This is a genomic window from Pseudomonas sp. NY5710 (assembly GCF_013305665.1).
In the GTDB taxonomy this organism is placed as follows: Bacteria; Pseudomonadota; Gammaproteobacteria; order Pseudomonadales; family Pseudomonadaceae; genus Aquipseudomonas; species Aquipseudomonas juntendi.
The window spans coordinates 5,123,941-5,144,761 of the sequence record NZ_CP045554.1; the positions used below are offsets into that span (position 1 = coordinate 5,123,941).

At 63.9% G+C, this 20,821-nt stretch carries 18 protein-coding genes; 6 read left to right on the forward strand and 12 right to left on the reverse strand.

Annotated elements, in window-relative coordinates; all coding sequences use genetic code 11:
- Nucleotides 1-65: 65 nt before the first annotated feature.
- The 7 genes from GEV39_RS23540 to pilM form a co-directional block, all read right to left on the reverse strand.
- Nucleotides 66-1,655: an SPOR domain-containing protein gene (locus GEV39_RS23540; RefSeq protein ID WP_173891408.1), complete on the reverse strand. Its 1,590-nt coding sequence runs from the start codon at nt 1,653-1,655 to the stop codon at nt 66-68.
- Between the two features lie 15 nt (nt 1,656-1,670).
- Nucleotides 1,671-2,768, reverse strand: a complete 1,098-nt coding sequence (gene aroB / locus GEV39_RS23545; protein WP_173891409.1) for a 3-dehydroquinate synthase — start codon at nt 2,766-2,768, stop codon at nt 1,671-1,673.
- A gap of 97 nt (nt 2,769-2,865) precedes the next feature.
- Nucleotides 2,866-3,384, reverse strand: a complete 519-nt coding sequence (gene aroK / locus GEV39_RS23550; RefSeq protein ID WP_178120140.1) for a shikimate kinase AroK — start codon at nt 3,382-3,384, stop codon at nt 2,866-2,868.
- 4 nt (nt 3,385-3,388) lie between these two features.
- Nucleotides 3,389-4,657, reverse strand: a complete 1,269-nt coding sequence (locus GEV39_RS23555) for a type IV pilus secretin PilQ (protein WP_173891411.1) — start codon at nt 4,655-4,657, stop codon at nt 3,389-3,391.
- Nucleotides 4,581-5,579 (reverse strand): pilus assembly protein PilP, encoded by a 999-nt coding sequence (locus GEV39_RS23560; protein WP_173891758.1) that lies wholly within the window; start codon nt 5,577-5,579, stop codon nt 4,581-4,583. Before GEV39_RS23560 ends, GEV39_RS23555 begins: the two co-directional genes overlap by 77 nt.
- A gap of 11 nt (nt 5,580-5,590) precedes the next feature.
- Nucleotides 5,591-6,127, reverse strand: coding sequence for a PilN domain-containing protein (locus GEV39_RS23565; protein WP_173891412.1), 537 nt, complete (start codon nt 6,125-6,127; stop codon nt 5,591-5,593).
- Entirely contained in the window at nt 6,124-7,005 is an 882-nt protein-coding gene (gene pilM, locus GEV39_RS23570) for a type IV pilus biogenesis protein PilM (RefSeq protein WP_173891413.1), read from the reverse strand. Before pilM ends, GEV39_RS23565 begins: the two co-directional genes overlap by 4 nt.
- A gap of 181 nt (nt 7,006-7,186) precedes the next feature.
- Between pilM and GEV39_RS23575 the strand changes: the two genes are divergently transcribed.
- Nucleotides 7,187-9,637, forward strand: coding sequence for a penicillin-binding protein 1A (locus tag GEV39_RS23575; protein WP_392484930.1), 2,451 nt, complete (start codon nt 7,187-7,189; stop codon nt 9,635-9,637).
- A 165-nt stretch (nt 9,638-9,802) separates the two neighbouring features.
- Here the strand turns inward: GEV39_RS23575 and GEV39_RS23580 are convergent, their stop codons facing one another.
- The 3 genes from GEV39_RS23580 to rpmE all read right to left on the reverse strand — a co-directional run bounded on the left by GEV39_RS23580 (nt 9,803) and on the right by rpmE (nt 12,289).
- Entirely contained in the window at nt 9,803-11,071 is a 1,269-nt protein-coding gene (locus tag GEV39_RS23580) for a malic enzyme-like NAD(P)-binding protein (RefSeq protein WP_173891415.1), read from the reverse strand.
- A gap of 178 nt (nt 11,072-11,249) precedes the next feature.
- Nucleotides 11,250-12,071 (reverse strand): thermonuclease family protein, encoded by an 822-nt coding sequence (locus GEV39_RS23585; RefSeq protein ID WP_173891416.1) that lies wholly within the window; start codon nt 12,069-12,071, stop codon nt 11,250-11,252.
- A 2-nt stretch (nt 12,072-12,073) separates the two neighbouring features.
- Nucleotides 12,074-12,289 (reverse strand): 50S ribosomal protein L31, encoded by a 216-nt coding sequence (gene rpmE, locus GEV39_RS23590; protein WP_009684941.1) that lies wholly within the window; start codon nt 12,287-12,289, stop codon nt 12,074-12,076.
- A 167-nt stretch (nt 12,290-12,456) separates the two neighbouring features.
- Between rpmE and GEV39_RS23595 the strand changes: the two genes are divergently transcribed.
- The 3 genes from GEV39_RS23595 (at nt 12,457) to GEV39_RS23605 (ending at nt 17,443) form a co-directional block, all read left to right on the forward strand.
- Nucleotides 12,457-14,676, forward strand: a complete 2,220-nt coding sequence (locus tag GEV39_RS23595) for a primosomal protein N' (protein WP_173891417.1) — start codon at nt 12,457-12,459, stop codon at nt 14,674-14,676.
- Between the two features lie 330 nt (nt 14,677-15,006).
- Nucleotides 15,007-16,743 (forward strand): arginine--tRNA ligase, encoded by a 1,737-nt coding sequence (gene argS, locus GEV39_RS23600; protein ID WP_173891418.1) that lies wholly within the window; start codon nt 15,007-15,009, stop codon nt 16,741-16,743.
- Nucleotide 16,744: 1 nt separating this feature from the next.
- Nucleotides 16,745-17,443 carry an SPOR domain-containing protein gene (locus tag GEV39_RS23605; RefSeq protein WP_047149606.1) on the forward strand — a complete coding sequence of 233 codons (699 nt, stop codon included), beginning with the start codon at nt 16,745-16,747 and terminating at the stop codon, nt 17,441-17,443.
- Nucleotides 17,444-17,536: 93 nt separating this feature from the next.
- Here the strand turns inward: GEV39_RS23605 and GEV39_RS23610 are convergent, their stop codons facing one another.
- The gene (locus tag GEV39_RS23610) at nt 17,537-17,956 is read right to left on the reverse strand and encodes an NINE protein (RefSeq protein ID WP_173891419.1); all 420 of its coding nucleotides are present in this window, start codon (nt 17,954-17,956) and stop codon (nt 17,537-17,539) included.
- 166 nt (nt 17,957-18,122) lie between these two features.
- Between GEV39_RS23610 and GEV39_RS23615 the strand changes: the two genes are divergently transcribed.
- Nucleotides 18,123-18,746, forward strand: a complete 624-nt coding sequence (locus GEV39_RS23615) for a C40 family peptidase (protein ID WP_009684936.1) — start codon at nt 18,123-18,125, stop codon at nt 18,744-18,746.
- A 306-nt stretch (nt 18,747-19,052) separates the two neighbouring features.
- Here GEV39_RS23615 and GEV39_RS23620 read toward each other — a convergent pair whose 3' ends face one another.
- On the reverse strand, nt 19,053-20,051 hold the full coding sequence (locus GEV39_RS23620; RefSeq protein WP_173891420.1) for a type IV pilus twitching motility protein PilT: 999 nt from the start codon (nt 20,049-20,051) through the stop codon (nt 19,053-19,055).
- A gap of 65 nt (nt 20,052-20,116) precedes the next feature.
- Between GEV39_RS23620 and GEV39_RS23625 the strand changes: the two genes are divergently transcribed.
- Entirely contained in the window at nt 20,117-20,812 is a 696-nt protein-coding gene (locus tag GEV39_RS23625; RefSeq protein WP_173891421.1) for a YggS family pyridoxal phosphate-dependent enzyme, read from the forward strand.
- Nucleotides 20,813-20,821 lie beyond the last annotated feature (9 nt).

The window sequence follows — 20,821 nt, forward strand, 5'->3', positions numbered from 1 at the left end:
CAGGCTAGTCGAAAGCTAGAATTCGCTTAGCAACAGGGCAGCGGGGTGGTGCCGCCCGGCAGGTATCAGCGGGCCGAGGCCAGCTCTTGTTGGACGCTGGCGACGCTACGTGGCCAAGGTTTACCAGCCTGGACCTTCGCTGGCAAGTTCTTGATTGCCGCAACCGCAGCATCGCGGCTGGCGAAACTGCCGTAAGTGACCACATACAGCGGCTTGCCTTGCAGGTCTTTCTTGAAGTAGCGATAGTCGCCACCCTGGGCTTTCACGTACGCCTGCGCCGAGGCCTCGGAGCTGGTGCCGAGGATCTGCACCACGTAATTGCCCGGTTTCTGCCCGGCGTACCAGCTGCTGTTGCCCGTGCCGCCAGCGGCTGGTTTTTCAGCAGGCTTGGCGGCCGGCTTGGCCACGGCGACCTGGGTCGGTGCCGGGGCCGGCTTGGCTGTCGCAACCGGCTTGGCAGGCTGGGTTGCGACCGGTTTTTGCGCAGGCGCAACCTGCTGCACGGGTTGCGCAGGCGTGGGCGCAGGGCCCGCCGCTACGCCTTGCGGCGGAGCGATGGTGGTCACGGTCGGCGGCGGGTTGCCAGGCTGCAGGGCGGTGTCGCCAGCCGGGCTGCCTTCTTCCCCATCACCCATGCCTGCGGCCTGGGCCAGCGGCTCGCGCATCACCGGCTGCGACTGGCCTCCCAGTGGCAGCGGCACCGGCTGGGACGAGCCAGAGAATTCGATGTTGGCGCCTGGCTTGCCGTCGCCAAGCGGTAACTGAGCCTGGGCAGCCGGTGCGTCGGCCGGCGCTTTTTCGCCTTTCTTGGGCATCAACACGGCAGCTGCAACGGCAACCACGACCACGGCAGACAACGCGAGCACATGTTTTTTTGGCATCTTGAACCCCATGGATGGTCGCTTGGCCGTCGTACGGCTGGCGATCATGGCTTCGATCAAAGTGTCACGGGCGACCTGGTTGATGTTGCCAGGCCAGCCGTCGGAGTTTTCATGGATATCGGCGATCTGTTCACGGCTGAACACCTCGATGCCCCGGCCTGCGCCTTCCAGGCGCTGTTCCAGGTATTCGCGGGTTTCCTCTTCACTGTAGGGGGCCAGCTCGATAATGTGGAAGCGTTCTTCCTCGACATTGAGCTCGTCCAACCCTGCAATCAGCGAGGGCTCACCAAACAGGAACACGTGCGGGCGCCCTTCCGGCACCCCCGCCGCCAACTCCAGCAACGCTTGGAGTGCCGACTCGTCGAGTTGTTCCGCATCGTCCACCAGCAAGTACACCTCCTGCCCGGTGAGTGCCAGCTGCACCACCTTGGACAGGATCGCCTGCATTTCCGGCTGAGCCACGTCCAGGTTCTGCGCGACCTGGCCCAATACACTGGCAGCATCGCTGGCGCCACGGGCGGACACCACAACGCTCTGCACCGCCTGCTTGTTGGTGCTGGCCACCAGCGCCTGGCGCAGCAGGGTCTTGCCGCTACCCTGCGGGCCGGTGACGACCAGCATCAGTTGGCTGTAGCGAGCCAGGTGGTGCAGCTGGCCGAGCACAGGCTTGCGCTGGGCAGGGAAAAACTTGAAGCCGGGCACGCGCGGTGCGAACGGATCGTGGCTCAACTGGTAATGGTCGAGAAAGGCCTCATCGGCATGCAAACTGGTCATTGCGCTGTCACAACCTCAAAGCTGGGCCACGATCGCGCGGTAATCCGCCGACAGCGTGGCCTGTAGAATCTCTTTCGGATAGTCGTCGGTGACCACGGCCTCGCCCATCTGGCGCAGCAGCACCAGACGCAGACGCCCGTCGAGCACCTTCTTGTCGACCGCCATGTGCTCCATGAAATGCGCCGGGGTCATTTCCTGTGGTGGCACCACCGGCAAACCTGCGTCCTGCAACAGGCGGATTCCGCGATCGCGCTCGGCCTGGTCGAGCCAGCCAAGGCGCATGGACATTTCCAGGGCCATGACCGTGCCCGCCGCCACGGCTTCGCCGTGCAGCCACACGCCATAGCCCATGTGGGTTTCGATGGCATGCCCGAAGGTATGCCCCAGGTTCAGCGTGGCCCGCACGCCAGACTCGCGTTCGTCGGCGCCCACCACTGCGGCCTTGGCCGCACACGAGCGGCGAATGGCTTCGGTCAGGGCTGCCGAGTCGAGGGTACGCAGGGCCTGCATATTGTCTTCGAGCCAGGCGAGGAAGGGCTTGTCACAGATCAGCCCGTACTTGATCACTTCGGCCAGGCCTGCCGAAAGCTCGCGCGCCGGCAAGGTCTTCAGACTGGTGGTATCGATCAGCACCGCGTTGGGCTGGTAGAAGGCGCCGACCATGTTCTTGCCCAGCGGGTGGTTGATGCCGGTCTTGCCGCCAACCGAGGAATCGACCTGGGACAACAGGGTGGTCGGCACCTGGATGAAGTCCACGCCCCGCTGATAGCAGGCAGCGGCAAAGCCGGCCATGTCACCGACCACCCCGCCGCCCAGGGCGACCACGGTGGTACGGCGGTCATGCCGCGCCGTCAGCAGGCCATCGAAGATCAGTTGCAGGGTTTCCCAGTTCTTGTGGGCTTCGCCATCGGGCAGTACCACTGGCAGCACCGAGTAGGCCCCCAGGGTCTTGGCCAGGCGGTCGAGATACAGCGGCGCGACGGTCTCGTTGGAGACGATGGCCACCTGCCGGCCGGCAATGTGCGGCGCCAGCAGCTCGGGCTGGTCCAGCAGGTCTTCGCCAATGTAGATCGGGTAGCTACGCTCGCCCAGGTCGACCTTCAGTGTCTGCATGTATCCCCACAATGTTCTTGGGCGCGGTGCCGTTCTGGCGACCTGCGCGGTAACGTTGAACCTCGCCTCGGCGCTGGTCGCCGAGAATAGTCCCGGGCTAACGGGGCGGCAACTGCTGCAAGCGCTCGAGGATGTCGATCACCACCATGCGTGGTGGCCGCTCGTCGGTTTCTACGACCAGGTCGGCGATCTCGCGGTAGAGCGGGTCGCGGGTTTCCAGCAGGGTCCGCAAGGTCGCCTCGGGGTTGGCGGTGCGCAGCAGCGGGCGATTGCGGTCGCGCGCCGTGCGGCCGACCTGTTGTTCGACCGAGGCGTGCAGGTAGATTACCCGGCCGCCCTGGTGCAGCGCCTGGCGGTTGGCTTCGCGCATGACCGCACCGCCACCGGTGGCCAGGACCACGCCGTCGAGGCCACACAGTTCGGCAATCATCGCTTGCTCGCGATCACGGAAACCGGGCTCGCCTTCCTTGTCGAAAATCCACGGGATGTTGGCGCCGCAACGCAGTTCGATTTCCTTGTCGGAATCCTTGAACAGCAGGCGCAGCTCTTTGGCCAATAGGCGGCCGATGGTGCTTTTACCAGCACCCATGGGCCCCACAAGTATCAAATTTCGCACAGAATCAACGACTCACAGCAATCGCCTGGTCACTCATGATACGCGGAGTCAGGAAGACCAGCAGCTCGGATTTTTTCTCTTGTAATGCATCGCGTCGAAACAGCCGCCCAACATACGGCAGATCACCCAAAAATGGCACCTTGTCGACCACATTGTTTTGCGAAGTCGAGTACACGCCGCCAATCACGATCGTTTCGCCGTCGGCCACGCGAACCTTGGCATTCACCTCGTTCTTGCGGATCGGCGGTACATTGTTCAAGGCATTGACGTAATCCGGTTCGTCCTTGGTCACCCTGACAGCCATGATTACCTTGTTGTCCGGGGTAATTTGCGGGGTCACCTCCAACGACAGCGAGGCCTCGCGGAACGACACGGAGGTAGCGCCGCTCTTGGTGGTTTCCTGGTAGGGCACCTCGGTGCCCTTGAGGATCCTGGCCGTTTCCTTGTCGGCCGTGACCACCTTGGGTTGCGAAATGATCTCGCCATTGCCGCTTTTTTCCATGGCGCTGAGCTCGAGGTCCAGCAGCACATCCCCGCGCAGCAGGCCAAGGCCGATGCTGCTGCCAGCCCGCTCGACACCCAGGTCGACGAACAGCGACTTGCCCGGCAGTGGGTTGTCGCCATACAAAGGGCCGCCCCAGCGCACCCCAAGGGCTTTCTCGTAATCGACGTTGGCCTCGACGATGCGCGCCTCGATCGCCACCTGGCGCACCGGCACATCCAGCTGCGCCACCAGTTGCCGCAGTTCATCGAGGCGTTCGGCCGGCAGGTAGGCCACCAGGGTATTGGTGCGCTCATCGACACTCAGGCTGCCCCACCCGGCGAACAGGCTGTCGTCGGCCAGGCTGGTCTTGAGCAGTTCCGCAAGTTCGGCAGCCTTGGCATGGTGAACAGGCAGCAGCTCCCGGCGCATGGGCTGCAACTGCGCCTCCAGCACCTGCCCCGCACGCGCTTCGGCAGTTTGCGCAGCCAGGGTGGCCGCCGGCGCCACCAGCAGCACATTGCCCTCCTGGCGCCGGGCGAGGCTTTTGCTGCGCAAGACCAGGTCCAGCGCCTGATCCCACGGCACGTCCTGCAAGCGCAGGGTGACATTGCCCTGCACGTCGTCACTGGCGACCAGGTTGACGCCGGCATAGTCGGCGAGCACCTGCAAAACCGAGCGAATCTCGACATCCTGAAAGTGCAGCGACAAAGGCTCACCCTGGTAAGGCGTCGCGGCCGCCAGAGGCATGGGCAGCAGGGCCGCCAGCAGATAGATCATCCTCTTTCTCATTCTGATCCGGGGCCTCCTTGCCCAGGCGTTTTGCGAGGGTGATGAACGCCGTGCGTTCATGCCACACCCCTGCCATGAACAACCGTTCGCGCACTTCGACCTGGCGCTGGCCGATGTGCATCACTATCCCTTGATCACGCCCTACCCTGTCTCCAAGGCGAACGCGGTAGAGCCTGCCGGCCGCCCGCAGCAGCGCTTGATGTTCCTGCCCACGCGTCAGGCTGCCGACCATTTCCATCTGGGCGAGGGGCGCGCGGGTCAAACCAGCCGACAGGTGCGTTGCCAACGCGGCAAACGGATCTAGGGCCGGTGCGCGCGTTGCCGGCCTGGCAGGCAGCCGCGCAAGCATGGCGACTGCCGCCCCGGAAACCGGCGCGTGATAGGCATCGACCCGCAGTTGCAAACGCAGCAGGCCTGGTTCGCCATCGCCGGCTGCCAGGCGCATGCTGCGACCGCGCATGACACGCGCCTGACCCAACCACTCGTCCAGCCAGCCCCGCAAGGCTGGGTAGCTGCCCACCACCTGCAACTTCAGTGGCACTACGCTGAAGCCCTGCCGCTGCTGCTGCTCGTGCACATCGAGGCGCTCGACGAGCAGGCCGTGCTCGCGCCCCGAAACCGACAGACGGTCTAGCAGGTCGCTCATGCTTTCGCCGGCAGCCAGCTGCCATTGTGCCTTTTGCAAGCGCTGCCCATCGCTCGCCAGCTGTGCCCGCACCCCCTGCAACTCGGCAATCTGCGCCTGCGTGGCAGCCTGCTGCCGGGTCAGCTCGGCGTGCTTGCCCTCTTCCTCGCCCTGCTGCTGCAACATGCCCGGCAGGCGAATCGCGCAGCCCAGGCCGAACAGCAGCACCGCCAGTGCCAAAGGTGCCAGCCGCCGGAAGCGGCTGGAGCGCTCGGCTGCGCCAAGCCATGCGAGCAATTGCACGCTGGTCACGACCAGAACGCCGCAACGCGCGCAGCCAGCAAGAATTCATCGCCGCCTGGCTGGCTCTTGATATGTTTGAGCTCCACGTCCAGCAGCACGCCGGAGCGCTCGAGGTCGCGCATGAACTGGGCCAGTACGGCGCCGGAGGTGGCGAGCCCGGTCAACTCCAGGCGGCCGTTTTCCAGGTTGAGGCCAAGCAGCTGCATGCCCAATGGCAGTGCCCTTTCGAGGTCGGCGAATAGGCCAGGCAGAATCCCTTGCTGAGCCTGCAGGCCCTCCAGCACCGCCAGGCGGCCGAGCAGTGCGGCATGCTGGGCACGCACATCAGCCAGTGGCTGAGCCTCCAGGGCCAGGGTTTCCAGGGCTGCTTGGCGCTGGGTGTTGGCCAACGCTTGCTGCTGGCCGCGCTGGCGTGCCTGTTGGTCGACCAGCGTCACGGCGCACAATGCCAAGAGGGCGCCAGCCACCAGATGGCTGCGAAACCGGCGCATGGCCGCCTGGCGCTGGCGTTCGCGCCACGGCAGAAGGTTCAGCCGCATCATGGTCGCGCCCCGCCAAGGGCCAGGGCACACGCCAGCAGCATCGGCCCATCGACCTGCGCAAGCCCGGCCAGCGCAGGCAGTTCGTGGCACGGCAGTGCCAGGCTTTGGCCCAGGGCCTGCAGCCAACCCGGCTGCAGCGGTGAGCAGTTGCTGACCCACAACCTGGCAGGCAAAAGCCCTTCGGCGAGCAGCGCAGGCAGCCGCTCCGGCAGTTGCGCGGCCATATCCCCGTCAGCTGCCCGCAGCTCCCGACGCTGCAGCGCCCCGCCAGGCGCCCAGGCATGAACAGTCGCCCTGTGGGGCTCAATACGCAGCAACGCCGCCCCAGCCTGCTCACCCACAGGCAGCATGCGGCGCAGGGCAATGCTGTCGACCTCGACCGCCTCCAGTTGCAGCCCCGCCTGCTGCACCAGCGCCTCGAGGGGTGCCAGTGCACTCTGCCGACACGCTGCAACCAGCACCTCGCTGCAGGCTGGCTGAACACCTGAAGCCCCCAGGACCTGGAAGTCCAGGGCCAGGTCCTCCAGCGGGAATGGAAACAACCGTTCGGCATCCGCCAGCAACTGCGCCTCCAGTTGCTCCTCACCGGGCCCCACTGGCAGGTGGCACAGCTTGCAGATGACCTGGCTGGCGGGCAGCGCCAGCGCTACCCGGCGCTCGCCGAGGCCGCTGCGCCTATGGGCGCGCTGCAATGCCGCCGAGACCTGCTCGGGCGCTGCTGCCCAGTCATTGCCTGCCCCGAGCTGCAGCGGCTCATGGGCCCAACCCAGCACCCGCCAGCCGCGTTTGCGCTGTTGCAGTTGCAACAGATGAATGGCGTGAGCGGTAATTTCCACCCCTACCAGTGAACCGGCGTCCTTCCCGAAGCGTCCAAGCATTGCGAATTCCTTGCTGTATGTCGCGCCCCCGCGGCAACACTGGGCCGCGGCCACCCGTCAGGGCGACGGGCTGCCTGGCCGGTGGCCCGGAAAGGCGAAAAAATGCGTATAATGCCCAGCGTTTTTTGGTCCGCCGGACCTGCGTGCAATTCACTTTCAACCTGGACACCGAAAAGCCTTGATACGTCTGCTGAAGTTCTTCTGGTGGTCTTCCGTCGCAGTCATTTGCGCGCTCGTACTCGGTGTGAGCGGTGCGTTTCTGTATCTTAGTCCCAACCTGCCCTCGGTCGATTCGCTCAGAAGCATCCAGTTGCAGATCCCCCTCAAGGTGTACAGCAGCGATGGCAAGCTGATTGCCGAATTTGGCGAAATGCGCCGTTCGCCAATCCGTTTCGCAGACATTCCCCCACAGTTCATTCAGGCATTGCTGTCAGCCGAGGACGACAATTTCCTCAACCACTACGGCGTGGACCCCAGCAGCCTGATGCGCGCGGCCACCCAGCTGGTGAAAACCGGGCACATTCAGACCGGCGGCAGCACCATCACCATGCAGGTGGCCAAGAACTTCTTCCTGACCAGCGAGCGCAGCTTCTCGCGCAAGACCAACGAAATTCTGTTGGCCCTGCAGATCGAGCGGGAGTTGACCAAGGACGAGATTCTTGAGCTGTACGTGAACAAGATCTACCTCGGCAACCGCGCCTACGGCATCGACGCCGCGGCCCAGGTGTACTACGGCAAGTCGATCCGTGACGTGAGCCTGGCACAGATGGCGATGATCGCCGGCCTGCCCAAGGCGCCCTCGCGCTTCAACCCGCTGGCCAACCCGGTGCGCGCCAAAGAGCGTCGCGACTGGATCCTGGGCCGCATGTACAAGCTGGGCAAGATTGACCAGGCCAGCTACCAGGCCGCCCTGGACGAGCCACTCAACGCCAGCTACCACGTGCCAACGCCCGAAGTGAATGCACCGTACGTCGCCGAAATGGCACGCGCGGAAATGGTTGGCCGCTACGGCAGCGACGCTTACACCGAAGGTTTCCGCGTTACCACCACCGTGCCCAGCGACATGCAGGAAATGGCCAACAAGGCCGTCCTCAATGGCCTGTCCGATTATGATGAGCGCCACGGCTACCGCGGCCCTGAAGCACGCTTCCCGGGGCGCACCGAGGCCGCCTGGCGCCAGGAACTGGGCAAGCAACGCACCCTGGGCGGGCTGGAGCCCGGCATCGTCACCCGGGTCGAAAAAACCGGCCTTGCGGTGCTGACCCGTGACGGCCAGCAGGTGCATGTGGCCTGGGACACCATGAAATGGGCGCGCCCGTTCATCAACAGCAACGCCCAGGGCCGCACCCCGCAATCGCCCGCCGATGTCGCCCAGGTCGGTGACCTGGTGCGCCTGCAGCGCCTGGACGATGGCACCTTCAAGTTCAGCCAGGTGCCGGGGGCGCAGAGTGCGCTGGTCACCCTCGACCCTAACAGCGGCGCCATCCGCGCCTTGGTCGGCGGCTTCTCGTTCGAGCAGAGCAACTACAACCGGGCGATGCAGGCCAAACGCCAACCGGGCTCGAGCTTCAAACCATTCATCTACAGCGCTGCACTGGACAGTGGCTATACCGCCGCCAGCCTGGTCAACGACGCGCCGATCGTATTCGTCGACGAATCGGTCGATAAGGTGTGGCGACCGAAGAACGATACCAACACGTTCCTCGGCCCGATCCGCATGCGCGAAGCGCTGTACAAGTCGCGCAACCTGGTTTCGATCCGATTGCTGCAGGCCATGGGCGTGGACCGCACCATCGACTACATCGCCAAGTTCGGCTTCAACAAGCAGGACCTGCCGCGCAACCTGTCGCTGGCCCTGGGCACCGCCACCCTGACGCCGATGGAAATCGCCACAGGCTGGAGCACCTTTGCCAACGGTGGCTACAAGATTGCCCCCTACCTGATCGACCGTATCGAGAGCCGCAGTGGCGAAACGCTGTTCACCGCCAACCCGGCTCGCGTACCCCAAGGTACTGAGGACCAGGCCGGCCTGGCCGCCCCCGAGCAGCCGATCAGCACCGCCAGCATGCCCGGTGAAGCACCGGCGCCCCCCGGCCAAATCCCTGCGGCAGCGCAGCCACCAGCGGTTGCCGAGCGCATCATCGACGGGCGTACCACCTATATTCTCACCAGCATGCTGCAGGACGTGATCAAGCGCGGCACCGGCCGCCGGGCGCTGGCTTTGGGCCGCACCGACCTGGCAGGCAAGACCGGTACCACCAACGAGTCCAAGGACGCCTGGTTCTCTGGCTACAACGCCGACTACGTGACCACCGTGTGGGTTGGTTTCGACCAGCCGGAAACCCTGGGCCACCGCGAGTACGGCGGCACAGCGGCGCTGCCGATCTGGATGAGCTTCATGGGTGCGGCACTCAAGGACAAGCCTGCACATGCGCCGGCCGAGCCAGAAGGTATTCTCAGCCTGCGCGTAGACCCCGTCAGCGGCCGGGCCGCTTCGCCGGGTACACCCAATGCCTACTTCGAGCTGTTCAAGGCCGAGGATTCGCCGCCATCGGTGGACGAACTGGGCAATGGGGCCGTGCCGGGCAGCCCGTTGCCAGCGGATGAAGCGACGCCGATGGACCTGTTCTAAGGCAGGGGCCCCGATCCGGGGCAGGTGCACGGCGGCGTTCGACCCTACGGGCGCCGACACCGGCGCGCCCCTGCCCCTCACCTGCCGGCACCGACGCATTCCCACCGCGCATAAAAAAGCCCCGGCTCGAAAGAGCCGGGGCTTTTTACACCGCTACAACAGCAATCAGCCGTTGAACACGTCATCCACGCTCTTGAGCGGGTAGTGCTTTGGATACGGCAGGGTAGCAACGCCAGACTCGATGGCAGCCTTGGCCACGGCGTCGGAAACGACGGTGATCAGGCGGGCATCCAGCGGCTTCGGAATGATGTACTCACGGCCGAACTCCAGCGCTTGCACGCCGTAGGCATCGCACACTTCCTTAGGTACCGGCAGCTTGGCCAGGTCTTTCAGGGCGATGGCCGCAGCGATTTTCATTTCTTCGTTGATGCGCTTGGCGCGTACGTCCAGGGCACCACGGAAGATGAACGGGAAGCCCAGTACGTTGTTGACCTGGTTCGGGTAGTCCGAACGGCCGGTGGCCATGATCACGTCGTTGCGGGTGGCGTGAGCCAGCGCTGGCGAAATTTCCGGATCAGGGTTGGAGCAGGCGAACACGATCGGGTTGGCCGCCATCGACTTCAGGCCTTCCGCGCTCAGCAGATTCGGGCCGGACAGGCCAACGAACACGTCGGCACCGTCCAGGGCGTCGGCCAGGGTGCGCTTGTCGGTCGCATGGGCGAACTGAGCCTTGTACTGGTTCAGGTCGTCACGGCCAGCGTGGATCACGCCGCTGCGGTCGATCATGTAGATGTTCTCGACCTTGGCACCCATGCTCACCAGCAACTTCATGCAGGAGATGGCAGCTGCACCGGCACCCAGGCACACGATCTTGGCTTCTTCGAGCTTCTTGCCGGCGATTTCCAGGGCGTTGATCATGCCGGCCGCAGTAACTATGGCGGTACCGTGCTGGTCATCGTGGAACACCGGAATGTCGCACTGCTCGATCAGCGTGCGCTCGATCTCGAAGCACTCTGGCGCCTTGATATCTTCGAGGTTGATGCCACCGAAGGTGATCGAGATGCGGCGAACGGTGTCGATGAATGCTTGCGGGCTTTCCGATTCGACTTCGATGTCGAATACGTCGATACCTGCGAAACGCTTGAACAGAACGCCTTTGCCTTCCATGACCGGCTTGGAAGCCAGTGGGCCGAGGTCACCCAGACCGAGGATGGCAGTGCCATCGGAAATCACCGCAACCAGGTTGCCTTTGCCGGTGTATTTGTATGCCAGCTCTGGATCCCGGCCAATTTCACGCACCGGCTCGGCAACACCTGGGCTGTAGGCCAGGGCAAGGTCACGGGCAGTGGCAGTTGGCTTGGAAAGTTCGACGCTCAGTTTCCCCGGGCGAGGTTGAGCGTGATATTCGAGAGCGGCAGTTTTCAGGTCTGACATGGTGGGCATTCCGCTATTTACTGTTCTGACGGACCGCCGAGGATACGCAAAGAGCCGGGTAGTCACAAGACTGGTCGGTCACTTGTGTCAAGGCCTTTAGCCTACGACTTTCCGCTAAAACCCACGGGGGCATACGGCTAACAGTGTGTACAATCCAATAGCGAACTGTCTACATTTTTTAGCCAGAAGTACGCGCCAGCATGCTTGGGTCGGTCAGTGGCAATACCCAGCGCCGCTGCCCTGGCTTGAGGCCACCCTTACGGGAACGGTCCACCACCCAGCCACGCACCTCGACCTGGCGCCCTTTGAGGTTAGCGAAGAAACTGGCCGGGAAGTTACGCTGCAGACGAGCGGAGACCTGCACCACCACCGCACGGTCAAGGTTCAACCAGACACCACCACGGTTGCGTTCGATGCTCATGATTCGGCCACTGAGCACAGCAAAACCGGGCTGCCTGACGGCGTCTGCCGGCACCACGGGCGACTGCCGCCAGAGGCCGGCACCGGCCTGGCGTGCTGCCTGCTCGGCGCGTTGCTGGCAGGCACTGAGGCGCACATTGGGGGCGACGGCCACCCGGTAGCCCAAGCCTTCACTGAGCAATTGTGCTTCGAGATTGTCGCCATTACGGCTATAAATGTGCGCCAGTGTGCGTCCATACTTGTCTTTGGCTTGCACACCTGGCACCAGCCCGATACGCCCGCCACTGGCCTTGACCAACGCCTGCAGGCGCCGCTTGGCAGCTTCGGCATAGGGCTCGCTGCTACGCCCCTTGCGACCGATCTCCGGCGTGTTGATGCCGATCAGCCGCACACTGCGGCCATCCACCAGACGCACGGTGTCGCCGTCGACCACCTGCCGCACCCGAACCTGCTCGGGTTTGACCGGCACCGGGCAGAAGGCCTGGGCCGGCAAATGCCAGATCGCACCCACAAAAAAGGCGCCCACGAGGGGCGCCTTTTTCAGCAACAATGCGAAGCCCGAAGGACTCGCCATGCGCATGATTACTTCTTGGTACCGAACATACCGAAGCGGTCGGCGAACTTCTGTACGCGGCCACCGGTGTCCAGGACTTTCTGCTTACCGGTGTAGAACGGGTGGCACAGGTTGCAAACGTCGATCGACAGGGTGCTGCCCAGGGTCGAACGGGTTTCGAACTTGTTACCGCAGCTGCAGGTGACTGCAACAGCTTCGTAGTTCGGGTGGATACCTTCTTTCATGGTCACTTCCTCGAGCTGCGTGCCGCCACCCAACACCAATTGTTGAATACCGCACGTAATTAGGCGGCGAATAATACCAGAGCACACCGTCAGTGCAAGATGTCGCTTGCACCGACCGTCGTCTGCTAGGCTCGCCAGTTCTTGTAATGCCCTCCGAGACTTTCTGCGTGTCCGACGTCATCCTGCGCCTTGCCCTGCCCTCGCCGTTGCGGCGCCTGTTCGACTACAAGGCGCCAGCGAGCATGGCGCGCCAGGCCCTGGCCCCGGGGATGCGCATTCGCGTGCCCTTTGGGCGACGCGAAATGATCGGCGTACTGGTCGAAGTGTGCGCGCAGAGCGAGGTGCCCGCCGACAAGCTGAAGCCGGCCAGCGCCTTGCTCGACCCGGTATCCCCGATTCCGCATTCGCTGTTCAAGCTGTGCCTGTGGACCGCGCAGTACTACCAGCACAGCCTGGGTGACACCTTGAGCTGGGCCTTGCCCACGCTACTGCGCCAGGGCGAGCCCGCAGAAATGCGCCAGGAGCGCTTTTGGCACATTGCCCCCGACGCCCGCCTGGACGACCCGCGCATCGCCCGGGCACCGCGCCAGCGCGATGCCCTCAAGACCCTGGCGCAGCACCCGCACGGGGTGGCGCATAGCCTGCTGGCCAAGCTCAACCTGAACAAGGACAGCCTCGACCTGCTGCTGGCCAAGGAACTGGTGCAGATCGAGGTCCGCCGCCAGAAGCCGGGCTCGCGCCACGAACACTGGCTGGCACAACCGGAGCTGCCGCTCAATGACGAGCAACGCGATGCCTTCGAGGCGGTGTGCGAGGGCTTCGGCGGTTTTGCGGCCTTCCTGCTGGCCGGCGTGACCGGCAGCGGCAAGACCGAAGTGTATCTGCAACTGATCCGCGAAACCCTTGAGGCCGGCAAGCAGGCGCTGGTACTGATCCCGGAGATCAACCTCGGCCCGCAAACCCTGGCGCGCTTCGAGCAACGCTTCAACGCCCGGATCGCCTTGCTGCATTCGGCGGTGAATGACCGCGACCGCCTGGACGCCTGGCTGGCGGCACGCGATGGCGAAGCCGACATCATCATCGGCACCCGTTCGGCCCTGTTCACGCCCATGAAAAACCCTGGCCTGATCATCATCGACGAAGAACACGACGGCTCTTATAAACAGCAGGAAGGTCTGCGCTACCATGCCCGCGACCTGGCGCTGGTGCGGGCGCACCAGGAGAACATTCCGATCCTGCTCGGCTCCGCCACGCCCTCGCTGGAAACCTTGCACAACGCCCTCACCGGCCGCTACCGCCTGTTGCGCATGAATCAGCGCGCTGGCGGCGCACGCCCACCGCGCATGCTGCGCCTGGATGTCAAAAGCCTGCCGCTGGACAGTGGCATCAGCGGCCCCCTGCAGCAAGCCATCCGCCTTACACTGGAAGCCGGCCAGCAGGTGCTGGTGTTCCTCAACCGCCGCGGCTTCGCCCCGACGCTGCTGTGCCACGATTGCGGCTGGCTGTCGGAGTGCCCGCGCTGCGACGCGCGCATGACCGTGCACCAGCGCTCCGGGGTGTTGCGCTGCCACCACTGCGGCTATGACGAACGCCTGCCACACCAGTGCCCCCAGTGCGACCACGTCGACCTGCGCCCGGTCGGTGCGGGCACCGAACGCGCCGAGGAACGCCTGAAAGTGCTGTTCCCGGACTACCCGATTCTGCGCGTGGACCGCGACAGCACGGCGCGCAAGGACGCCATGCACCAGCTGGTCAGTACCATCCAGAAAGGCCAGCCGAGCATTCTTGTCGGTACCCAGATGCTTGCCAAAGGGCACCATTTCCCGCGGGTAACCCTGGTGGCCATCCTCGATGCCGACGGGGGGCTTTTCTCGGGCGACTTCCGCGCCAGCGAGCGCATGGCGCAACTGATCGTGCAGGTCGCCGGGCGCGCCGGGCGTGCCGAGGAACCGGGCAAGGTCATCATCCAGACCCACCTGGCCGATCACCCGCTGCTGGTGCAACTGACCGAACAAGGCTACTTCGCCTTTGCCGAACAGGCCCTGGACGAACGCCGTGCCGCCGGGCTGCCACCCTACTCGCACCTGGCCTTGCTGCGCGCAGAAGCGCACAAGCCGGGGCAGGCTGAAGGTTTTCTGGACGAGGCCTGCGCCGCCGCCGAGCGCCTGGTCGCCGAACAGCGGCTGCCAGGCATCGAGCTGCTGGGCCCGGTTCCAGCCCCCATGGAGCGCCGCGCCGGGCGTTTCCGCGCGCAGTTGTTGATACAGGCCAACACCCGGGCGCCTTTGCATCGACTGATCAGTGCCTGGTTGCTAGTGTTGGAGCAGATGCCAAGCGGGCGCCAGGTACGTTGGTCGCTGGATGTCGACCCGGTTGACCTTTATTGAGCTGCAAGCTGCAAGCTGCAAGCTGCAAGCTGCAAGCTGCAAGCTGCAAGCTGCAAGCTGCAAGCTGCAAGCTGCAAGCTGCAAGCTGCAAGCTGCAAGCTGCAAGCTGCAAGCTGCAAGCTGCAAGCTGCAAGCTGCAAGCAAGAGCGGAACAGGGCCAGGCGCTGCAACCAAGCTTTTTCTTGCGACTTGCTACTTGCGACTTGCTACTCGCGACTTCCAACGTGAAGCCCAAAGGTTGGCAACCCGCTCCCAGGCACGGATAATGCCCAGTTTTTCCACCTGCGCATCCAAGCGCTGCACCGCGCTTGCGGTCGAAAAGAGACCCCCATGAAAGACACCATTCGCCAGCTGATCCAGCAAGCCCTCACCCAACTCGTCACCGACGGTGTGCTGCCTGAAGGGCTGTCGCCGGCGATCCAGGTGGAAAACGCCCGGGACAAGACCCACGGCGACTTCGCCAGCAATATCGCGATGATGCTGGCCAAGCCGGCCGGCATGAAGCCGCGCGACCTGGCGGAAAAACTGATCAACGCCCTGCCGGCCAGCGCCGATATCAGCAAGGTCGAGATCGCAGGCCCAGGCTTCCTCAATTTCTTCCAGAACACCGACGCCCTGGCCAACCGCCTGGACGCTGCCCTGGCCGACGCCCACCTGGGCGCGCGCAAGGCCGGCCCGGCGCAAAAAGTGGTGGTCGACCTGTCGGCCCCCAACCTGGCCAAAGAGATGCACGTCGGCCACCTGCGCTCGACCATCATCGGTGACAGCGTGGCGCGGGTGCTGGAGTTCTTGGGCGACACCGTCATCCGCCAGAACCACGTGGGCGACTGGGGCACCCAGTTCGGCATGTTGATGGCCTACCTGCAGGAAAACCCGATCACCAGCGATGAGCTGTCGGACCTGGAAAACTTCTACCGCGCGGCCAAGAAGCGTTTCGACGAGTCCGAGGCATTCGCCACCCGTGCCCGCGGCCTGGTGGTCAAGCTGCAGGCCGGTGACCCGGAATGCCTGGCCCTGTGGACACGCTTCAAGGACATTTCGCTGTCGCACTGCCAAAAGACGTATGAACTGCTCAACGTCAAGCTGACCATGGCGGACGTGATGGGTGAAAGCGCCTACAACGACGACCTGGCCAATGTCGTGGCGGACCTCAAGGCCCAGGGCCTGCTGGTCGAAGACCAGGGCGCCCAGTGCGTGTTCCTCGACGAGTTCAAGAACAGCGACGGCGACCCGCTGCCAGTGATCGTGCAGAAGGCCGACGGCGGTTACCTGTACGCCACCACCGACCTGGCCGCCGTGCGCTACCGCAGCAACGTGCTCAAGGCCGACCGTGCCCTGTACTTCGTCGACCAGCGCCAGGCCCTGCACTTCAACCAGGTGTTCGAAGTGGCCCGCCGCGCAGGCTTCGTCGGCCACCCGATGCAAATGGAGCACATGGGCTTCGGCACCATGAACGGCGCCGATGGCCGCCCGTTCAAAACCCGCGACGGCGGCACCGTGAAGCTGATCGACCTGCTGACCGAGGCCAAGGAACGGGCCTACGCACTGGTCAAGGAAAAGAACCCGAGCCTGGCCGACGACGAACTTCGCCGCATCGGCGAAGTGGTGGGCATTGGTGCGGTGAAATACGCCGACCTGTCCAAACACCGCACCAGCGACTACAGCTTCAACTTCGAGCTGATGCTCAACTTCGAAGGCAATACCGCGCCTTACCTGCTGTACGCCTACACCCGTGTTGCTGGCGTGTTCCGCAAGCTGGGCAAGCGCTTTGACCAAGCCGATGGCAAGATCGTGCTGCAGGCCGCCCACGAGCAGGACCTGGCCGCACGCCTGGCGCAGTTTGGCGAAACCCTGAACAGCGTTGCCGAGAAAGGCACACCGCACGTGCTGTGCAGCTACCTGTACGACCTCGCCGGCCTGTTCTCCAGCTTCTACGAGAACTGCCCGATCCTCGCCGCTGAAACCTCCGAGCAGCAACAGAGCCGCCTGCGCCTGGCCGCCCTGACTGGCCGCACCCTCAAACAAGGTCTGGAACTGCTCGGCCTGGAAACCCTGGAGCGCATGTAAGTTGGCTGCCAAGAAAAAACCCGCACCCAAACGCGGCGCCAGCCGCCAGACAGCGCCAGCCAAACAGCCGATCCCCGGCTGGGTATGGCTGGCGGTCGGCCTGACCGTTGGCGCGTTCATCGTGTTCCTGATGAAGCTCGAACCCGGCGGCGATGACATCAAGCGGGCCAAACCCGAGCAGCAAAAGGCCGACAAAGTGGCCGAAGCCAGCAAGCCTGCCCAGGCCACACCGCAACAGCCGGTGAAACCCAAGTACGACTTCTACACCTTGCTGCCAGAGTCGGAAGTCATCGTGCCGCCAGAGGCCGTACCGGAGAAAACACCCCCGGTTCCGGCCCAGCCGGTCACACCGGTTACCCCCGCTGAAGCGGCGAAAATCGACACGGCGCGGGCCCAGGCAGCACTGCTTGGCCAAACCCCGCCTCCGGCCCCGCCAGTGATCAAGCCGGCAGCGACCACCCAGTACTTCCTGCAGGCGGGCTCGTTCCGCAAACAGGCCGACGCCGACAAGGTGCGGGCCCAGATCATTCTGCTGGGCCAGTCAGTGAAGGTGGAGTCGGGTACGGTCAAGGAAGAAACCTGGTACCGCGTGATGGTCGGGCCGTTCAGCAACCGCGAACAGCTGACTGGTGCGCAGAAACAGCTCGCCGGCGCTGGTTTCGCCAACCTGTTGCTGCAACAGCGCCAGACCCGCCAGTAACCTTTGAAGGGGCGCTGTGCGCCCGGTCAGACTTGAGCCGCCCCAGTGCCGCGGCTTACCTTGCGACAGGGCTGCAAAGCAGCCCTTGCCCTCTCAGCCCCGCCCCGCGTTGCGCTCGGACACCTGGCTATTGAGTGTCCAGAAGTCGTACAGCACCCCTACCAGGAACAGGCCACCGGTCAGGAAGTAGATGATCGCGGTCACCCACTTGCCCTGATACAGCCGGTGCAGGCCGAACACGCCGAGGAACGTCAGCAGGACCCAGGCGATGTTGTAGTCGATGCGCCCAGACTGGAACCTCAGGTCGGCCTCACGGTCCATGGACGGGATCAGAAACAGGTCGATCAGCCAGCCGATACCCAGCAGGCCGAAGGTGAAGAACCAGAGGGTGCCGGTTACCGGCTTGCCGTAGTAGAAACGATGTGACCCGGTGAAGCCGAAAATCCACAGCAGATAACCGATGGTCTTGCTGTGCGTGTCGTGGTAGGGCGTTCCCTGTTGATAACTGTTCATGCCTAGCCCTCGTGGGTTATGGGAAAATTTTCTAAGAAAAAATGTGACTTTTTCGTCACAGGCCGACGTATGGCACCGTGCCAATCGACCAACGGATCATAAATTGATCAAAAAGCTGTTATAAAGTTGCGCGCCCAACACATAACTATTCACAAGAGCTTCATCTATGCCGCCTTTACTCAAGACATGGCTGACCCTCTGCCTATTATTGCCCCTGGCCGCCCACGCCACCAATCGTGAGCAACGTCTTCCCAATGGTTTCACCGGCTACACCAGCAATGCCGCCGTGAGGCATGCAGCGGTCAAGCAGACTGCGCCCCATGCTCGCACTGTCAGCGCCGCCAGCACCCGCGGTAGCAAGGTGGCCGCGATGTCGCCCAAGCAGAGCAGCGATGTGCTCAGCCGCGCGGTCAATGTACTCGGTACACCCTACGTTTGGGGTGGTAGCAGCCCGAAAAAGGGTTTTGACTGCAGTGGCCTTGTCAAGTACGCCTTCAACGACGTGGCCAACGTAGACCTGCCACGCACGTCCAATGCCATGGCCCAGGGCCATGGGGTGAAAGTGGCCAAGGGCGAGTTGAAGCCGGGGGACCTGATCTTCTTCAACATCAAAAGCCGCCGGGTGAATCACGTTGCCATCTATCTGGGCAACGACCGTTTCATCCACGCGCCCCGGCGCGGCAAGCGGGTGAGCATCGACAACCTGAGCAAGCCTTACTGGCAGAAGCATTACGTGGTCGCCAAACGGGTGTTGCCGAAAGAGCAGCAGCTGAGCCTGGCCAAGCGCTAAGCTTTTTCCACCTGTAATGGCGCGATCGCCGGCAAGCCAGCTCCCCCACAAATCTGTAGAACTGTGGTGAACCTGTGGGAGATCACACAGCCCTACGGGCTGCGCTGTCGCACAGAGAACTCGATTCGTAACCGCGACGCGGCCTGTGTGGGAGCGGGCGTGCCCGCGAAGAAGGAGACGCGGTGGCAGGCACCGGCTACGCCGGTGTTCGCGGGCACGCCCGCTCCCACAAAGACCCCGCTAAATCAATAAGTTATGTACTGTTCTATGAGAGCTGGCTTGCCGGCGATAAGGCCTGTAGAGGCACTATAAATCGTCAACCAGGCCCCTCTCTCGCAACCCACACAATGCCCCTTCCATCGTCCGCATCCCTTGCGCACCACCCGCCTGCATCACCGAACACAACTGCGCCATCCGCCCCTCGCGCACCAGGTTGCGCACCGCCGGCGTCGCCACCAACACTTCCCGCGCTGCAACCCGCCCACCGCCCACGCGGCGTACCAGCACCTGCGCCACCACCATTTGCAACGACTCCGCCAGCATCGCCCGCACCAACGGCTTTTCATCGGCCGCAAATACCTCCACCAGCCGCTCGATGCTGCTGGCCGCCGAGCGCGCATGTACCGTCGCCAGCACCAGGTGCCCCGTCTCAGCCGCTTGTAAGGCCAGGCGAATGGTCTGCAGGTCGCGCAACTCGCCGATCATGATCACGTCCGGGTCCTGGCGCAGCGCGCTGCGTAGCCCCTGGGCAAAGCCGCTGCTGTGGCAACCAACCTCACGCTGGTTGACCAGACTACGCTGGCTGCTGTGGATAACTTCAACAGGGTCTTCCAGGGTAATGATGTGCAGCGCTTTTTTGCGGTTCAGCTGGTCCAGCAACGTTGCCAGTGTGCTGGACTTGCCACTGCCGGTCGGCCCACCCACCAGCACCAGGCCATCGCGGTACTGGACCACAGCTTGAAACACATCGGTCAGCGCTAGCTCATCCAGCGTAGCGATACGCCCTGGGATCAGGCGGAAGGTCGCCGCAGGCCCATTCAGCTGACGAAACAGGTTCACGCGAAAGCGCCCAAGAGCAGGCAGCGCCAGCGCCAGGTCCAGTTCATCCCCCTGCGCCCACTGCTCGCGCTGCGTGTCATCAAGCAGGGTTGCCATGCCCTCGCGCAAGGCGCCCGCGGCGAGCGGCGGCATGGCCATGCGCTGCAGCTCGCCATCCAGGCGCAGCATGGGTGCCTGGCCGGCCGCCAGGTGCAGGTCCGAAGCCCGCACCGCCACGGCACGTGCCAACAGGTCGGTCACATCCATGAGACTCCCCAAAGGCTTTCAAGTAGGTAGAATGCGGCAAAACCAACACTAGCCGGCCACCCTCCATGTCCACCCTAGCAGACAACCTTTCCGCGATTTCCGCCCGTATCGCCAGTGCTGCACAGGCAGCCGGGCGTGAGCCGGCCAGCGTCCAACTGCTGGCCGTGAGCAAAACCAAGCCAGCCGCTGCGATCCGCGAGCTGTACGCCGCTGGCGTGCGCGATTTCGGGGAAAATTACCTACAGGAAGCCCTGACAAAGCAGCAGACACTCGGCGATTTGCCCTTGATCTGGCACTTCATTGGCCCCATTCAATCGAACAAGACCAAAGCCATTGCCGAGCATTTCGACTGGGTGCATTCCGTGGACCGCCTGAAAATCGCCCAACGCCTTTCAGAACAGCGCCCTGCCGGGCTGGCACCGCTGAACATATGCCTACAGGTGAACGTCAGTGGCGAAGACAGCAAGTCCGGCTGCGCTGCCGCTGAACTGCCGGCCTTGGCCAAGGCCGTGGCGGCCCTGCCCAACCTGCGCCTGCGCGGGCTGATGGCGATCCCCGAACCCACCGACGAGCGCGCCGCTCAGGAGGCCGCGTTCGCCAGCCTGCGTAACCTGCTGGAACAGCAGCACCTGGGGCTGGACACCTTGTCCATGGGCATGAGCCACGACTTGGAAGCGGCCATTGCACAAGGTGCGACCTGGGTACGCATCGGTACCGCCCTGTTCGGCGCCCGCGCCCCACTCAATCCCGGCCAGGGCTGATTGCATGCT

What these genes read in the sequence shown, in the direction of transcription:
- GEV39_RS23540 (WP_173891408.1), bottom strand. Translation starts at nt 1,655, where the DNA reads ATGACCAGTTTGCATGCCGATGAGGCCTTTCTCGACCATTACCAGTTG.
- rpmE (WP_009684941.1), bottom strand. Translation starts at nt 12,289, where the DNA reads ATGAAAGAAGGTATCCACCCGAACTACGAAGCTGTTGCAGTCACCTGC.
- GEV39_RS23565 (WP_173891412.1), bottom strand. Translation starts at nt 6,127, where the DNA reads ATGATGCGGCTGAACCTTCTGCCGTGGCGCGAACGCCAGCGCCAGGCG.
- pilM (WP_173891413.1), bottom strand. Translation starts at nt 7,005, where the DNA reads ATGCTTGGACGCTTCGGGAAGGACGCCGGTTCACTGGTAGGGGTGGAA.
- GEV39_RS23610 (WP_173891419.1), bottom strand. Translation starts at nt 17,956, where the DNA reads ATGAACAGTTATCAACAGGGAACGCCCTACCACGACACGCACAGCAAG.
- aroB (WP_173891409.1), bottom strand. Translation starts at nt 2,768, where the DNA reads ATGCAGACACTGAAGGTCGACCTGGGCGAGCGTAGCTACCCGATCTAC.
- GEV39_RS23615 (WP_009684936.1), top strand. Translation starts at nt 18,123, where the DNA reads ATGCCGCCTTTACTCAAGACATGGCTGACCCTCTGCCTATTATTGCCC.
- argS (WP_173891418.1), top strand. Translation starts at nt 15,007, where the DNA reads ATGAAAGACACCATTCGCCAGCTGATCCAGCAAGCCCTCACCCAACTC.
- GEV39_RS23620 (WP_173891420.1), bottom strand. Translation starts at nt 20,051, where the DNA reads ATGGATGTGACCGACCTGTTGGCACGTGCCGTGGCGGTGCGGGCTTCG.
- GEV39_RS23555 (WP_173891411.1), bottom strand. Translation starts at nt 4,657, where the DNA reads ATGAGAAAGAGGATGATCTATCTGCTGGCGGCCCTGCTGCCCATGCCT.
- GEV39_RS23585 (WP_173891416.1), bottom strand. Translation starts at nt 12,071, where the DNA reads ATGCGCATGGCGAGTCCTTCGGGCTTCGCATTGTTGCTGAAAAAGGCG.
- GEV39_RS23625 (WP_173891421.1), top strand. Translation starts at nt 20,117, where the DNA reads ATGTCCACCCTAGCAGACAACCTTTCCGCGATTTCCGCCCGTATCGCC.
- GEV39_RS23580 (WP_173891415.1), bottom strand. Translation starts at nt 11,071, where the DNA reads ATGTCAGACCTGAAAACTGCCGCTCTCGAATATCACGCTCAACCTCGC.